General features: G+C 70.1%; 14 protein-coding genes. 2 read left to right on the top strand and 12 right to left on the bottom strand.

Going from position 1 to position 15,308, the window contains the following annotated elements; genetic code table 11:
• Positions 1-302: 302 nt before the first annotated feature.
• The 8 genes from R2737_14870 to R2737_14835 form a co-directional block, all read right to left on the bottom strand.
• Positions 303-1,427 (bottom strand): DUF58 domain-containing protein, encoded by a 1,125-nt coding sequence (locus R2737_14870; protein MEZ5117541.1) that lies wholly within the window; start codon positions 1,425-1,427, stop codon positions 303-305.
• Complete coding sequence (locus tag R2737_14865; GenBank protein ID MEZ5117540.1) at positions 1,424-2,407, bottom strand: MoxR family ATPase; 984 nt, start codon at positions 2,405-2,407, stop codon at positions 1,424-1,426. Before R2737_14865 ends, R2737_14870 begins: the two co-directional genes overlap by 4 nt.
• Before the next feature lie 78 nt (positions 2,408-2,485).
• A complete protein-coding gene (locus R2737_14860) occupies positions 2,486-3,247 on the bottom strand; it encodes an ATP-binding cassette domain-containing protein (protein ID MEZ5117539.1) in 762 nt (253 codons plus the stop codon).
• Positions 3,244-4,095 (bottom strand): ABC transporter permease, encoded by an 852-nt coding sequence (locus R2737_14855; GenBank protein ID MEZ5117538.1) that lies wholly within the window; start codon positions 4,093-4,095, stop codon positions 3,244-3,246. Before R2737_14855 ends, R2737_14860 begins: the two co-directional genes overlap by 4 nt.
• Positions 4,096-4,160: 65 nt before the next feature.
• Positions 4,161-5,702 (bottom strand): sugar transferase, encoded by a 1,542-nt coding sequence (locus R2737_14850; GenBank protein MEZ5117537.1) that lies wholly within the window; start codon positions 5,700-5,702, stop codon positions 4,161-4,163.
• A 66-nt stretch (positions 5,703-5,768) separates the two neighbouring features.
• On the bottom strand, positions 5,769-7,046 hold the full coding sequence (locus tag R2737_14845; GenBank protein MEZ5117536.1) for a hypothetical protein: 1,278 nt from the start codon (positions 7,044-7,046) through the stop codon (positions 5,769-5,771).
• Positions 7,047-7,059: 13 nt separating this feature from the next.
• Positions 7,060-7,938 (bottom strand): FkbM family methyltransferase, encoded by an 879-nt coding sequence (locus tag R2737_14840; GenBank protein ID MEZ5117535.1) that lies wholly within the window; start codon positions 7,936-7,938, stop codon positions 7,060-7,062.
• Positions 7,939-7,997: 59 nt separating this feature from the next.
• Positions 7,998-9,170: a glycosyltransferase gene (locus tag R2737_14835; protein MEZ5117534.1), complete on the bottom strand. Its 1,173-nt coding sequence runs from the start codon at positions 9,168-9,170 to the stop codon at positions 7,998-8,000.
• Positions 9,171-9,464: 294 nt separating this feature from the next.
• Here R2737_14835 and R2737_14830 point away from each other — a divergent pair, with 294 nt between their 5' ends.
• The gene (locus R2737_14830; GenBank protein ID MEZ5117533.1) at positions 9,465-10,361 is read left to right on the top strand and encodes a hypothetical protein; all 897 of its coding nucleotides are present in this window, start codon (positions 9,465-9,467) and stop codon (positions 10,359-10,361) included.
• On the opposite strand, the gene R2737_14825 is transcribed toward R2737_14830, so the two are convergent.
• The 3 genes from R2737_14825 to gmd form a co-directional block, all read right to left on the bottom strand.
• Positions 10,358-11,506 carry a hypothetical protein gene (locus R2737_14825; GenBank protein ID MEZ5117532.1) on the bottom strand — a complete coding sequence of 383 codons (1,149 nt, stop codon included), beginning with the start codon at positions 11,504-11,506 and terminating at the stop codon, positions 10,358-10,360. The genes R2737_14830 and R2737_14825 overlap by 4 nt on opposite strands.
• 218 nt (positions 11,507-11,724) lie before the next feature.
• Complete coding sequence (locus R2737_14820) at positions 11,725-12,720, bottom strand: GDP-mannose 4,6-dehydratase (protein MEZ5117531.1); 996 nt, start codon at positions 12,718-12,720, stop codon at positions 11,725-11,727.
• Positions 12,721-12,723: 3 nt separating this feature from the next.
• A complete protein-coding gene (gene gmd / locus R2737_14815) occupies positions 12,724-13,731 on the bottom strand; it encodes a GDP-mannose 4,6-dehydratase (GenBank protein MEZ5117530.1) in 1,008 nt (335 codons plus the stop codon).
• 165 nt (positions 13,732-13,896) lie between these two features.
• Between gmd and R2737_14810 the strand changes: the two genes are divergently transcribed.
• Positions 13,897-14,319 carry a hypothetical protein gene (locus R2737_14810; GenBank protein MEZ5117529.1) on the top strand — a complete coding sequence of 141 codons (423 nt, stop codon included), beginning with the start codon at positions 13,897-13,899 and terminating at the stop codon, positions 14,317-14,319.
• Positions 14,320-14,324: 5 nt separating this feature from the next.
• Here R2737_14810 and R2737_14805 read toward each other — a convergent pair whose 3' ends face one another.
• Positions 14,325-15,302 (bottom strand): sulfite exporter TauE/SafE family protein, encoded by a 978-nt coding sequence (locus R2737_14805; protein MEZ5117528.1) that lies wholly within the window; start codon positions 15,300-15,302, stop codon positions 14,325-14,327.
• Positions 15,303-15,308: the final 6 nt, after the last annotated feature.

The following is a 15,308-nucleotide window of genomic DNA, read 5'->3' as shown; positions in this document are numbered from 1 at the left end:
GGCCACGGCGGCCGCGCCGCACACTCCCGCCGTGGTTCGTGCCACCGACCCCATAGACTCAGCGGCCAGCCACTTCGCTGCCCAGGCCCAGGCCAAGGACGCCGGTAGCGCGACCGTGAGTGCGAACGCAGCATTGGTGCTTCTCGCAACCGTGTGAGCAAGAGTAGCCACGACGAGTGCCCCGGGCACCGCAAAGACCAGGAGGCCCATCGCGCTTGTACGCGGGTAGAAGGCAGGCACAGCGGCGAGCACCGGCAGCAGGGCCAGCACCGCCGGCGGTGTCGCGGCCCGTCCACCGGGGATCATGCGGCTGCCTCCGGACGTAGCGGGGCCGGCATCTCCAGTACCCTCACTCCGCGCGGAACACCGCCAGGATCCCCCATCCGAACGACCAGCGTGTTGCGACCGAGTCGGGAAATGACCCGCAACAAGTCCGGCATTGGCGTTCCTGTAACCACCACGACGTAGCCGGTGTGAGACGTGCGAGCAAGGCGAGGGAGCAAGGCGGGGGTGGCCTCGCTCGGTGCCACGAGGTCAACCAGCGCGAGCTCCTCCATCAGCGGCCCCGAACCAGTGCCTCCCGCAGCGGAGACGACCTTGGAGCCGCCGGTGGTCAGCAGGGTCACCGGGATCCGCCAGTCGACGGCGGCCACTCCCAAGGAGGCCACGAGATCAACACAACGCTCGAACAGCGCCGTATCGAGCTGGTTGTCGAGCCTGCTGCGCCGGACGTACGCCAACTCGTCGACGTCGAGCGCCAGCACGAGCCCGTGCGACGCCGAGTCCAGGTGCTGTCGCACGACGAGCTGCCCGACCCGCGCCGAGGACCGCCAGTGGATCAGCCGGGGTTCGTCACCCAGGACGTACTCTCGCAGCGCGTGGAACTGGTCGTCCCCCGGCTGACGGTTGGCGGAGATGCCTAGTTCGCGAGTGAGGAGCTGCCGCGCCTCCGCCTCGTACACCCTGGGGTAGATCGTCAGGCCGGTCGCCGGCGCCTCCGCCACGACGCGGCGGAGCAGTCCCCACGGATCGCGCTGCTCCACCGAGTAGGGCCCCAGTTGCTGCGGACCGCGGCGGGACGTGTTGACCCCCACGAGCATGCGGGCGTGCGTGCCGGTGGCTGGCCGGGCTAGCAGGGTCTCTCGGCCGTCCGTGCCCGAGACGACCGACAGCCACCGCCCGCGTCCACTGCCTGCCGCGAAGCCCGCGACCAGGCGCACTTCCGCCGGGTCGTCGCGCGTCAGCCGGACGGGAGGGCGCATGATCTCCAGCGAGACACGAGGACGCCGACCGGCGACCGCGAGCACGATGGCGAGTAGGGTCACGATTCCCGCGGAAAGACCGACGAGTTCGTACCACCCGCGCAACCATCCCGCCACGGCCATGACCGCGGCGGCCGCGAGCAGCCCCCAGGCACGGGTGGTCATCCGACGAACGAGCCCTGTGGCGCCGGGGTCCCCTCGACGATCTCGCTGACAACGTCGGCCACGCCGCCGCCTCGAGCCTCCACCGCGGGGTCGGCCACGATCCGATGCCCCAGCACGGGCAGCGCCAGCTCCTGGACGTCTCCTGGGACAACGTAGGGCCGCCCCAGGGAAGCGGCGCGGACGCGCGTCGATCGCAGCAGATTGACACTTCCGCGGGGGCTTGCGCCAAGCCGGACCTGTGGGTGTTCCCGGGTCGCCGACACCAACCGGACCACGTAGTCCATTACCGACGGGGCGACGTGCACCGACTCAGCCGTCGCCACCATCGTTGCCACGTGCTCGGCGTCACTGACGGAGGAGACGTCGGCGACCTTCCGACCGGCATGATGCTGGGCCAGCACAGCCGTCTCCGCGGACCGGTCCGGGTATCCCAAACTCGTCTTCATCATGAAGCGGTCCAACTGCGCCTCTGGGAGGGGGTAGGTGCCGTCCATCTCCACCGGGTTCTGGGTGGCAATGACGATGAACGGACGCGGCACGTTGTTGGGAGCACCGTCGACGGTGACGGTGCGCTCCTCCATCACTTCGAGCAGCGCCGACTGCGTCCTCGGAGACGCTCGGTTGATCTCGTCAGCGAGCACGACGTGCGCAAACACCGGTCCGGGGTGGAAGGCAAACTCCCCCGTCCCCTGGTGGTAGACCGACACCCCCGTGACGTCGCTCGGGAGCAGGTCCGGCGTGAACTGGATGCGCTGCCACGACGCACCGAGACTCCCCGCGATCGAGCGGGCCAGGCTGGTCTTGCCCACTCCCGGGACGTCCTCCACCAGCAGGTGACCCTCCGCAAGCAGACAGGTGAGGGCCAGGTCCACCACGGACGCCTTACCCTGGATGAAGCCGTTGACGGAGTCGGCCAGGGCTCTGAACCTGACGGCAAACTCCGCCGCCTCGTCCTCGGTGAGCGGCGCCCGTGGATCCATATCGTCCGTGTCTCCTCGTCGACCCCGTCGTTGCCGCGCCCCGGCGGGGGACGGCGGCGCGTCTTCTACTTTCTCAGGTCAGCCGCCAGCCAAGGCGTCATCGCTCCACACCTGTCGATACAGCTGCAAGACCTCGTCGACGGGTCCGTGCGCCAGCAAGCGTCCCGCCTCCAGCCAGAAGGCCTCCGAACACGTCTCCCTAATGAGGTCGTCGCTATGGGATGCCAACACCAGCACCCCGGCGGACGACAGGAACTCGTCCAGGCGGTGCTTCGCGCGGAGGTTGAACGCAGCATCGGCGGTGCCGATGCCTTCGTCCAGGAGCAGGATGTCGGGGCGCAGCGCGGTGAGGGTGGCGAAGCGCAACCGGGCGGACATTCCCGAGGAGTAGGAGAAGATCGGGTCGTCGATCCTGGCCTCGAGACCGCTGAACTCGACGATGTCGTCCATCAGGGCGGCCATCTGCTTCGGCGTGGCACCGAGCTGGACACCGAGCGCGACGATGTTGTCCGTCCCCGAGGCGTCGCCGTCCAGGCCTGCCGCCGCCCCACCGAGCAGGGCCATCGGGCGGCCCTTGATCCGCGCGACCCCCGAGGTCGGGGGGAGCACGCCGGCCATGACCTGCAGCAGCGTCGACTTACCGGCCCCGTTCGACCCGATGAGCCCGACTCGGGCGCCATGCTCCACGTTGATGGTCAGGGAGTCCAGGGCGGTCACGGTTCGGACCCGGTCCGGCTTGTGACGGAACCAGTTGGCCACCTGGCGCTTCAGGTTGTGCTCGCGGGTCGACATCAGGCGGTAGCGGACGCTGACGTCCTGGAGCTGGATGAGGGTCGTCACGACTGCACCCAGTACGGCACCGAGCGGCGGGACGCCGCGAAGCCGAAGAATCCGCCCACCACGTTGAGCACCGTCACTACCAGGGTGCCCAGCACCACCAGCATCTCCACCGGCATACCGAGCAGGGGACTGCGGACAATGGCGAGGAGGTAGGCGAAGGGGTTCCAGGCCGCCAGCAGGGCGCGCTGCTGACTGGATAGGTCGCTGGGGTTCCAGAAGATGGGCGTCAGGAAGAACAGGATGCGGACCAATGCCTGCACGACCTGGCCGACGTCTCGGTAGCGGGCCGTGAGTGGTCCGAGCCAGAGTCCGAACGCCACCGCGTTGACCACGACGAACAGGAGCCCGAGGGGGAACAGGACGAGTTCCCAGGTGGGCGTAACCCTGAACACGATCAAGATGATCACGACGACCACGAAGTCGTGCGCCAGCTGGATCAGATTGACGGCCACTCCCCGGTAGACGAACGTCGACAGGGGTGCCGGACTGCCCTTGATGGTCCCGGCATTCGCGGTGAATGCTGTCGACCCGCTGATGAACGTGCCGGAGAGGAAGGAGAAGAAGACGTAGCCGACGGCTACATACGGTACGAACGTCTGCATGTCGCGGCCCATGAGTGCGCCGAAAAGCAGCGACAGCGCCGCCACAAAGGCTGCCATTTGGATGGTCATCCACCACGGACCGAGCACCGTACGGCGATACTGCGACTTGACCTGCTGGAGGGCGAGCAACCACCACAGCGGCCACTGACGAGCGCCTTCGGTGAGGTCCTGCCAGGCCGCCCGTAGCCCTCCCTGGTAGCGGAGGACGACCTCCGGGGCCTCCTCGATCTGGTCGGCAGCAGACACCGGAGAAGGGTAGCCGATGGGGGGTTCGGTCTCGCACATCGCAGGCCCCGCCGAGCGGGTCACCGTCAGTAGGCGCCCTTGCCGGACAGGACGACGCGGAGGGTCTTCATCGCGATGACCAGGTCGAGCGAGGGCGACCAGCGCTCGATGTAGTCCAGGTCCAGGCGCATCCGCTCCTCCCAGTCCGACTCCTTGCGGCCGTTCACCTGCCACAGACCGGTCATTCCCGGCTTGGTCAGGTGCCGGCGGTGGTCCGCGTCCCCCAGGAGAGGGAGCTCGTCCGCCAGCATCGGACGGGGCCCGACCATGCTCATCGACCCGCCCACCACGTTGACCAGTTGAGGCAACTCGTCCAGCGACCAGCGACGGAGGAAGCGCCCCACCGGGGTGATCCGGGGGTCGGTGCGGTAGCGGTCGGTGATGCCCGCGTCGGGGGTCCCGATGACCTCGTCACGCAGCGAGTCCGCTCCGTCCACCATCGTGCGGAGCTTCCGGATGGTGAACGGGCGGCCGCCCTGCCCGACCCGCTCCTGGCGGTAGAAGACAGGGCCCCTTCCGGACGCCTTGACCATGAAGGCTAGAACCAGTAGCAGCGGGGCGGTCAGGACCAGCAGGAACGCGGCCACCAGGAGGTCCACGACCCGCTTGAGCACCCGCTCCGGCCCGGTCAGACGGGGCTCGTCCAGGTGCAGCAGCGGCAGGTCGGCGGAGGGTCGGATGGTGACGCGCGGACCGGCCACGTCACCGAGCGAAGGCGCGACCAGGAGATCGATCCGCGGACCCTCCAGACGCCACGCCAGCCGTCGGACCGCGACCGTCCCGATCGTGGGGGACTCTGCGAGCGCCACGGTGTCCACCGCGTCCCGGTGGATCCGGTCCATCACCTCGTCCAGCCAGGATTCGAGTGCGTCCGGATCGGCCCCGGGCCCCTCCACCGAGTCGACGACCGCGAAGCCGGCGACCGGGTCGTAGTCCAGGAGCGCAGCCAGCTCCGCCGCTGGGAGTCCCGACCCGACCACGAGAGTGCGGTGCAACGAGTGACCTGCCCTGCGACTCCGGCGCAGCCAGGCCCGGAGCAGCCACCGTCCGAACAGCAGGAGCAGGAGCCCGGTCGGCAGAGCCACCAAGATGAAGACCCGCGACAGTTCCTGCTTGAGCAGGTAGCTCCAGGTCGCCACCACACCCAGGAGGATCAGCGTCGCGGAGACGATCCGCTTGAACTCCTCCGACCCCACCCCGATGACGCGAGTGTCATACGCGCCCCGGGCCAGGAGGACCGCCAGCCAGGACACGACGAGGCCGGACGCCATGGCGGCGTAGGCGGGTTCGGTCAGCGGTACATCCGCGGGGAGCGTCCAGCGCAAGATGTAGGCGGCGACCACGGAGAGGACCACCGCGATCGCGTCCGTGACGACTGCGCGATGAACGTACGGAGTGAGCGGGTCGGGCGCCTGCGGGCGCGATGCCGGGAACTGCGGGCCCCCCCACGCCTCCGGGCGGGACAGTGACGGGGCGTCAGACTGACGAGTGCGCTCCGAGCGACCGGTCGCGACGTCCGGGGCGGCGGATGCCTGCGAGTGGATCGGACGACTGTCCTCCGCCACCATGTCCTCCCGACCGTCCCAGCCGTGACCAGTTGAGCCCCAGATCCGCAACCGACGGTAGCAGCGCAATCACCCGGGACTCTCGGCGCTGGCGTCCTCGTTCCGGAATGGCACGCGGGTCTTCCTCCGCCCCAGGCTCCCCGTCAGGGGAATGATCGTCAGCGCGGGAAGCGTCGCGGACAGCAGAACCGCCAGGAGGAGCGGCTCGAGGCCGCTCGCCGCCAGGAGGCCGGCGGCACCGAGCAGCACGGCGAGCCCGAGCGCCCAGCCGGAGGCGATGCGGCGCTCCCGCCCGGCGATCAACCCGGCCGGGACCGCCGCCAAGGTCGGTGTCAGGGCGAGAACTGGGGCAACCGCGAGGAACGCCAGGCCGGGTCCGACGTCGACCGGCTTCCCGCTGATGAAGGCGGCCAGCGGGCCTCCGGTGAGGGTCAACACCAGGACAGCCGCAGCCGACACGGCCAGCGCGGCCGCCACCCACCCGCGCGCGACCCGTCGCTGGCTCGGGCCCGGTTGCCGCGACGCCAGATGAGCGATCTCCACAGGGACGAGTCCGAGCATGACGCTCGACACCAACCTGCTCATGCTGACCAAGAGCTGAGTGGCCGCCACAGCGTCGGGACCAACGACGTCGACCTGGAGACGCAGGAGCGCGGGGACGATCAGCAGGTTCGCCAGCATGAGCAGGTTCGCCGTCACGGTCCAGGCGCTGGCGGTCAGGTGGCCGCGGGCGTCAACCGCCAGGGACTGCCGACCCGAGCCGCGCCGGGACTCGCGGGCCTCCGCGACGCCCATGATCACCAGGGCCAGCATCCAGGCGGCCACCGGTCCGACCAGGAAGGCCTCGAGGCGAGACGCGCCGACTCCCACCAGTGCAGCCGTCAGAGCCAGGGAGGCGAGTCCCGTGCCCACGTTGGACGCGGCGGGCGCGACGTTGCGCCCCTGTCCCAAGGCAACGCCGCGAAGCACCGCCGTCGCCCCAACCACTGGCGTCCCCACAGCAAGCAGCACCGACGCCAGGGTGTCCTGCTCGCCGAAGAGGGCCTGCTGCCAACCCCCCACCGGGATGAGCGCCAGCGCAACTACCGCCAGCGTGGTCAGTGCCGCGGGCCGCGCCATATGGCGGGCGGCATCAGTGCCGCTCGTCCCCGGGCGGGCCAGGACCGCCGCCCTCTGCTCCAGTGCTCCCGCCGGGCCCAGCACCGCGAAACCGAACACCGCGGAGAAGGCGGCGAACACCGTGTAGTCGGATGCGCTGAGCAGTCGCGCGGCAGCCAGGACCAGGAGGGTGCCGCACGCCAGAAAGACGACCAGGGAGCCCGCGACCAGGGCGCGGGACCGGTTCACGGGACCCTCACGTCTACGCGGGCGCGGACAGGTCCGAGTGCACGTACCAGGCGTCGTACCCCGACCACGAGGTCAACTCCCGGCGGAAGCCCCTTGGGAGCAGGATCGAGTCCAGCTCGTCCACCCGACCAGGGACATGGTTGTGCTCCACGGTCAGTAGACCGACGCCGTAGTCACTCCAGGGGAAGCTACGAAGGATCAGCGGCTCCGAACCCTCGGTGTCGACGGACAGGTAGTCGATCCAGCTGGGAGACCCGTGCTCCACCAAGAGGTCCTGCGGGCTCACGGTCGCGACCGACACCCGATCCTGTCCGCGCGCCGCGCGGCGGCGGGCGGCGGCGTGGGCATCCGACGCCCCCAACTCCACCACCGTGGTGCGCTCATCCGCGAGCAGCAGTTCCACCCTGTCCCCCGTGGCCGACCACACCGCGCGATCGTCCACCACGGCGCGCGGCCTGCCCCGACCCCGTGCGGTCCGCGCCAGCACCGGGCTCGGCTCGCACAACAGGCCCGACCAGCCGTAGTCGTGCTCGAGCAGCCACGTGTTGGACAGGTAGTAGCCGTCGGCGGCACCGATCTCGACGAAGTACCCGCTGGCAGCGAAGGCTGTCTGACGCAGCACCCAGACGTCCTGCAGGATCTGCGCGCGGGGCACGTGACCCTCCGCAGCCAACCGGAGCGCGTCTGACACCAGCGGAAGCCACTCGGGCGGTTCGTAGCTCGCGACGTCGCGCGAGTAGCCGAGGGCCCGCTGCACCAGACCCTGGAGCCGGACGACGTCCTCACCCTCGAGGGAGTCGATCTCCCGCGACTCGGGCCCGACCGGCAGCACGTCCAGGCCCAGGCGCCAGGCCGCACGATGGGCTCGGACCTTCCAGCCTGCTGCGGCCACAGCGCCGTCACCGTCCTCTCCCGGGGCGAAGCCGCCGGTGCGCCCGCCATGAGATCACATCAGCGATCGATCCGAGCGCGCAGCCAGTCGACTGCGCGCTCGGTGGAGAACTCAGCGCCGGCGGACTTCCCCGCGGCCCTGCCCGCGACCCGATAGTGATCCAGCCGATCGACCAGGTCTCTGATCGCCTCCGCCGCCGCATCGCGGTCCGGATCCGCCCAGGAGGCATCCGCGGGGTAGCTCGGATCGGTCCCGACCCGCACCAGGCGGTAGGGAACCGCTGTCCCGCGGTCATGACGGATGAGATCGGTGGTGCCCCCGTAGTCGGTGGCGATCACCGGCTTTCCGGCAGCCAGCGCGTGGGCAACGGTGAGTCCGTAGCCCTCGCTGCGGTGGAGGGACACGTAGCAGTCCAGGTCCTCGTACAACGACGCCACCAGCGACCCGGGCCACCGCGCATCGACCAGCAGGATGTCCTCACGCCCCGCCCGCGCCCGTTCGAGCGTCGACCAGGCTCCCGATGCCATGTCCGCGTTCACGCTCTTGATCAGGAGGCGCACATCTGACTGAACGGCGGGGAACGCCTGCTTGTAGGCCTCGACCACAGCGACGGGGTTCTTCCGGCGTGCGCTGCTCCCGAGATCCACCTGGTACGCCAGCAACACGCGGTCGCCCACCCCCAGGTGCTGGCGGGCCTCACCGGGGGTTCCTCCCTCGAGCCGGCGGATCGGGAGCGGGAACCGTCGCACCGGCTTGGAGGTGACGGCGCCGAAGGCCTCCTGGACGAAGGTGCTCGTTGCCCAGACCTCGTCCACCAACGGGAGGCCGAGTCGCTGGCTGAACGGCACCTGCTCGAGCTCCCAGTGCCACAGCCCGACCCGGTGGCGACGCGGCGAGAACGCCCGCGGGTAGGCGCCGGCCGCGACGGGGATCAGCCCCGAGTTGACGACGGCAATCGTGCTTGGCGCAACGTCCAGGTGCCGTGACAGGCGCGCGTGGGGGGACAAGTCGAACTCCCACGCGGCGGAACTGACCCCGGCTGACTCCAGCGCCTGAGCGAGCTCGCCCGTCATCGCCCCGAGTCCGAAGTCCCGCTGGGCCGGCCCCACCAGATTGACGCCCGGAGCATCTGACGAGCGCTGCCGGACGGCGAGGGACGCGGCCTCGGCAGACCTCCGCACCGTCGTGGCCACGGTGCGCAGACGCTCCCGCGCCAGGTTGAACTCAGCCACGGCCTGAGAGTGTCACACGCCCTCCGTCGGCCCTCCTCAGCCACCGAATCCGGACACGAATCGGCCGTGCAGGCGCGCGCGGCGCGGGATCATGCACGGGATATTCGGGGGGAGTAGATGCGCAAGCGAAGGTCACCCGGTGACGGGTCGGCACACGACCCAAGCCCGTCAGCTGACCACACCCTTGACCTGTCGGGTCCCCTCGTCCGGGCGCTTCAGGCGTGCGGACGACTCTGGCTTCGGTGGGGCTGGCCCATCCCCGTCCTCATCCTGTTGGTCAAGAACCCCGTCCAGTTGGACTACGTCGACGCGGAGGACTCCTACCTTCCTGCGGCGTTGGCGTTCCCGCGGCCCATCGACTGGTTCAGCGGCTCCGTCGGCAACCTCACGCTCGCGCGGATCATCGGAGTGGACACGCCTCGCAGTTGGATTCAGCTCCATGTCGTACTCGTCGCCGCGGCCATCGCAGCTGGCCTCATCTTGGCGTCCCGTGCCCGCCTGACCGACCGGGCAACCACCGTCCTCGTGCTCTTCAGCGCCACCGCAACACCCGCGCTCCTGTGGTCCGTTGGGCGATACGACCCGCTGACCTATGTCGGCGCCTGCCTCATCGTTCTGGTCCCCTCCAGGTCGTCCGCCGTCCTCGGGGCACTCGTCATGGCCCTGGGCAACCCCGAGCAAGCGGTTGTGGCCTGTGCCGCACTCCTCATCCTGTCAGGGGCCTCCGCCTTTCGGGACTGGCGACGGGTCGCGTTGACCGCGCTGGCCACCTCCGGAACGGTGTGGCTCGCCGTTCAGTTGTGGCTCTCACTGAACGGGGTCGGCCGCAGCCGACTCACGGTCCTTCCCGAGTACCTCGGAGCCTCCCTTCATCGCGCCATGGACAACCCGGCGACGTTCGCCTGGTCCTGGCTCGGCGTGGGTTGGCTGCTGGTTCTCGCACTGCTCGTTGTCTCGCCGGGGTGGTCTCGCCTCTGGATCGGCGCTTCCGTCATCGGACTGCCTGCACTCGCGACCGTCCTTACCCTGGATGGCGCTCGGGTCTACGGGATGGCCGTCCTCCCCGCCTACCTAGTCGCGGGCTGCCACCTGTTCCGGGCGATGACCCGGGACAGCGCCCGCTCCGCGGCCATCGGTCTCTATGCGATCCTCTGGATCATCACACCCGTCCTCGCGTCGCCGGCGGGCTAGAGCTGGAGGCGCACTATCACGGGACTCCCCGCGACCTGGACCCTCGATCCGGGCTCGACGGCGGCGCACCTGCCCATGGCCGTGCAGAGTTCGACCGCCTCCTGGGGGATCTCGAAGGTCGCGGTCCCTCCGTCGGCCCAGGCGACCGTCGACACCTCCCCCTCGCGCGAGAGACGGCACGTCACGAGCCGGCTGTTGGTGTCGCACCCCTCCCATCGGGCCCCCACGACCCAGTCGGAGACGGTCTCCATGCCGCGAGCGCCCGGCGAGCCGTCGTCGGTCTGGATGCCCAGAAGCGAGTAGGGGGCTGCGGTCTGGATGTACCAGTAGGTCCGCTCGATGCCGAACCGCAGCGAGTCGAGGTAAGTCCGCGTGACCCAGCCGGCGGCCTTGGACCCGGTGATGTCACGGTGCGTGTCCTCGGGCAAGGGTCCCGCGAGCCCATAGTTGATCTCGGTGTCCCACAGGGCGAGCCGCTCCGGCGCCCCGGCAGCACGGATATCGGTGAGCGCCCTCCGGATCAGCTTGACCCGGTCCGCCGGTGTCCCTCCGGCCGCGGGGTAGGTGTGCACAGAGAGGGCGTCGACCGGCCAGTCCCGCTCGGCCAGCGCGGCTAGGTATCGGGGGTAGAGCACGCGGTAGGCGTCGGTGCGCATCCCCGCGCTGGCCCCGACGACGAGCGCCTCGGGGTCAGCCTTGCGAATCTCGACCGCCGCGAGCCTCGTCAGCGCGGCCAGTTCCTCCGGCGTCCCGTTCCAGAACGCGCGGAGGTTCATCTCGTTCCAGACCTCGTACGCGGTTATCCTCCCGGCGTACCGGGCGGCGACGGCGGCGACGTAGTCCGTCCACGCGGTGCGGTCCCTGGGCGGTGACGCGGCACCGGGGGCGGGGTAGTCGCCGGGGGAGACCGTGGTGGCGGCCCATTCCGGGGTGCCGGCCAGCACGAGCGTGATGTCGTCGACACCCTGGCTCTCCGCAGTGGCCACGGCGGTGTCGAGCTGCGACCAGTCGAACACCCCCGCAGCGGGCTGCACGGAGTTCCAGGAGGTGCCGTTGTCCCACAGACGGATCCCGCCGACCGGCCACCCGGGCCAGCGGCCGCCCTGGACTCCCTCGATGTGGACCCCGATCGCCGACGCGGGCACCACGACTGCTGGAGCAGAGGGCGATGGTGAGGGTGCGGACCGCTGCGTGGCGGTCGGCGAACTGGACGGTTCCGACGCTGACGACTGCGGCGATGCGCTGACCTGGGGCGGTGCCGTGGCGGTGTCTCTGGGTGGGGTTGTCTCACCCGCAGTGCAGGACGCCATGAGGAGGGCGACGAGCACGGGTCCCAGGACCCCCCGGCGCCCACGGGCGGATGTCATACGAACCACGTGGCGGAGGGATCACGGATGAGGGCGAGGTCGTGGTCGACCATGCTCGACACCATCTCGTCGAAGGTCCGGGTGGGCGCCCAGCCCAGGTCCTCCCGGGCGCGGGACGCATCGCCGATGAGGACCGGCGGATCAGCGGGCCGCAGCCGGCTGTCGTCGACGTCGACGTACGCACGCCAGTCACCCAGACCGGCGTGGTCGAAGGCAACCCGGAGCAGATCGCTCAGTCCATGCGCCTCCCCGGTGGCGACGACGTAGTCCCCCGGATCGGGCTGCGCCGCCATGAGCCGCAGGGCGTGCACGTAGTCCGGGGCCCAGCCCCAGTCGCGGACCACGTCCAGATTGCCCAGCGTGAGCCGCTGCCGGCGCCCGATGGCGAGCTCGGCGACCCCCTTGGTGATCGTCCTGGTGACAAACGCCGGGTCCCGGAGCGGGCTCTCGTGGGAGAACAGGATCGCGGTACTGACGTGCATCCCGTAGGCGTCTCGGTAGGTGCGGCCGAGCTGCCAGCACGCGGCCTTGGAGACCGCGTACGGAGACGTCGGGCGAAAGGGGGTCTCCTCCGATGCGACCCCTGCGTCGGAGTCGAAGACCTCACCCGAGCAAGCGAGAACCACGCGCGGACCATTGTCTCCGGCAGGACCCGACGAGGACCGACGAGCGCGCTCCAGGACAACGGCGGTTCCGACAGCGTTCACCTGCATGGTTCGAACGGGCTCTCGCCAGGATGCCCCGACGGAGGAAACCCCGGCCAGGTGGTAGACCTCGTCCGGCAGCACGTCGCCGAGAGCTCGGTCCACGGACTCCTCGTCCGTGATATCCAGGTCGAGAGGCTCCACGCCGGGGGCCACGTTGGCCAGCAGGGCGGCCTGGCCGGTACCGGGGCGAACGCCCCCGACGACTCGGTACCCGAGCGATACCAGCTCCCGGGCGAGCAGGACGCCGTCCTGACCGGCTGCTCCGGTGATGAGTGCGGTGGTCACTGCTCAGGGCCCGGCGGCCCGCAGCTGCTGCTGCACGCGTCTGCTGTCGGCGTCCACCATGATGGCGGCCAGCTCCGGGGTCAGAACCCGCGGAGTCCAGCCCAACTGCTCCTTCGCCTTGGACGCGTCACCGACCAAGTCGTCGACCTCCGTGGGTCGGAGGAAGCGGTCGTCGAAGCGGACGTGCTTCTCCCACTCGAGGCCCACGTGCGCGAAGGCCAGCCGGGCGAAGTCCTCGACGGAGTACGAGGTCCCCGTGGCCACTACGTAGTCGTCCGGCTCGTCCGCCTGAAGCATCCGCCACATCGCCTCGACGTACTCAGGTGCGTATCCCCAGTCACGGCGCGCCTCCAGGTTGCCGAGCCAGAGCTCGTCCTCGAGCCCGGCCGCAATGCGAGCAGCGGCGATCGTGATCTTGCGAGTGACGAACGACTCCCCGCGACGGGGTGACTCGTGGTTGAAGAGGATCCCGTTGCAGGCGAACAACCCGTAGGCATCCCGGTAGGTGCGCACCATCCAGTGCGCGTAGAGCTTGGCCGCGCCGTACGGCGACCTCGGGTGGAACGCCGTTCCTTCGTGCTGCGGCGGCGGCGCGGCGCCGAACATCTCGCTGGTCCCCGCCTGGTAGAAGCGCACGGGGGCCTGAGTCATCCGGATGGCCTCCAGGAGGCGGGTAGTCCCGAGCCCCGTCACGTCTCCGGTGAAGTCGGGCTCATCGAAGCTGACCCGCACGTGGGACTGCGCGGCCAGGTGGTAGACCTCCGACGGTTCGATGCGGTCCAGCAGCGTGACCAAGCGGGACCCGTCTGTGAGATCCGCGTAGTGCAGGAACAGTCGTGCTTCCGGATCGTGCGGGTCACGGTAGAGGTGGTCGATGCGGCCGCGGTTGAAGGAGCTGGAGCGCCTGACCAGGCCGTGAACCTCGTAGCCCTTGGCGAGCAGCAACTCGGCTAGGTAACTGCCGTCCTGACCGGTGATGCCCGTGATCAGTGCTCGGCGCCGGTCGCCCACGTCCGTTCGCTCCTCGCGCTGTCGGTCCAGCCGGGGGCGAGTGGGCCCCGCGTCGAGGCGCCAGGCTATCGGCTGCCCTCCGCCTCCCTGGCCCCGCGGCCCGGGCCGCCCATGCGCCATGGACATGAGTTTCCCCGCGGCATCCGCATGAGCGAGGATGGCGTCATGAAGGCGTCCCTGATCCTGGGCGACTACGCCCGCGTGTCCGAAGGCAAGCTCGACGTGATCGGCGGGGGCTGGACCGTCGCTGGGCCAGGTCCGATCACGGCAGGGATTGGGGTGATTGTCGAGGTTCCGTGGGACCAGCGGGGCGGCGCGCACGCCCTTCGTCTTCGGTTGACGGACGCGGATGGGCGCCTGGTCCAGATCCAGCAGCCGGACGGCTCCGTCCAGGCCATCGAGGTCGCCACCGAGTTCCAGTTCGAGAGCGTCCAGGAGCACGTGGAAGGGGCGCCGCTGCCGTTCGCCCTCGCGGTGAACGTGCCGAACCTTCCGCTGCCGGGGGGCCAGCGCTTCGAGTGGTGGCTGGAGGTCGACGGGCAGACCAACGTGTCGTGGAAGGCGGCCTTCTCCACCCGGCAGGGCTGACCTTGTCAGCTGACTCGCGCGGCTTCCGGGCCAGGCTCCGCCGCGGCGGCCAGTTCGCCGTGGATGTCGTTCTTCTCGGGTGAGCCGGGTCCGTCGTCGCTGCGTCGTGCTGCCAGGCGTTCCCGTGCGACGGCGACTCCGACCACGACCAGGCCGCCGAGCGCGACTGCCGTGGCGACGATTGCGGGAGCGCCGAGCAACTTCAGCGCCGTGGCGGCCAGCACGACCATCAGCAGCCAGCGCAGCGCGTGGCCGTCGTACCGCGACGACATGCGCGCGCCCAGCCACACGCCGGGGATCTGGCCGATCAGCAGTGACGCTGTGACGGCCCAGTCGACGTCGCCGAGGCCGGCGTGCGCGATTGCGCCGACGGCCAGCATGGGCACGGCCTGGGCGAGGTCGGTGCCGACGAGGACCGAGGGGCGCAGCAGCGGGTAGAGCAGCAGCAGGGTCGTGATGACGAGCGAGCCGGAGCCGACCGAGGTCATCCCGACCAGCACGCCGACGACCAGGCCGAGCAGCACGGTGCGGACGACCTTCACGGGAGCGTGCGGGCCGTGCAGCTCCGGCGGGCCGTTCTTGCGGCGGGCTCGGGCGGACACCCAGGCGCGGGCCAGCATCGCGGCGACCGCGAGCAGGAGGACGACGCCGATCCAGGTGCGGATGACCGACTCCGCCTCGGTACCGGCGACGACCTTGGCGAACGCCCACGTCCCGACCAGCACCCCAGGGATTGAGCCGGCGGACAGCCACCAGACAAGGCGCCAGTGCACGGTGCCGTGCTTCGCGTGGACCGCGGCACCCACGGGCTTCATGACCGCCGAGGCCACCAGGTCTGACGAGACCGCCGCGGTCGCGGGGACGCCGAACAGCAGCACCAGCATCGGGGTGACGAGGGCAGCTCCGCCCATGCCGGTGAGGCCGACGAGAAGCCCCGCCAGCAGACCGCCGACGGACAACGCCGGATCCAGCCACTCGAACACCCGGCC

This window comes from Candidatus Nanopelagicales bacterium (assembly GCA_041393815.1).
Classification (GTDB): domain Bacteria; phylum Actinomycetota; class Actinomycetes; order S36-B12; family JAWKJK01; genus JAWKJK01.
This window is presented reverse-complemented; position numbering and strand designations above follow the sequence as displayed.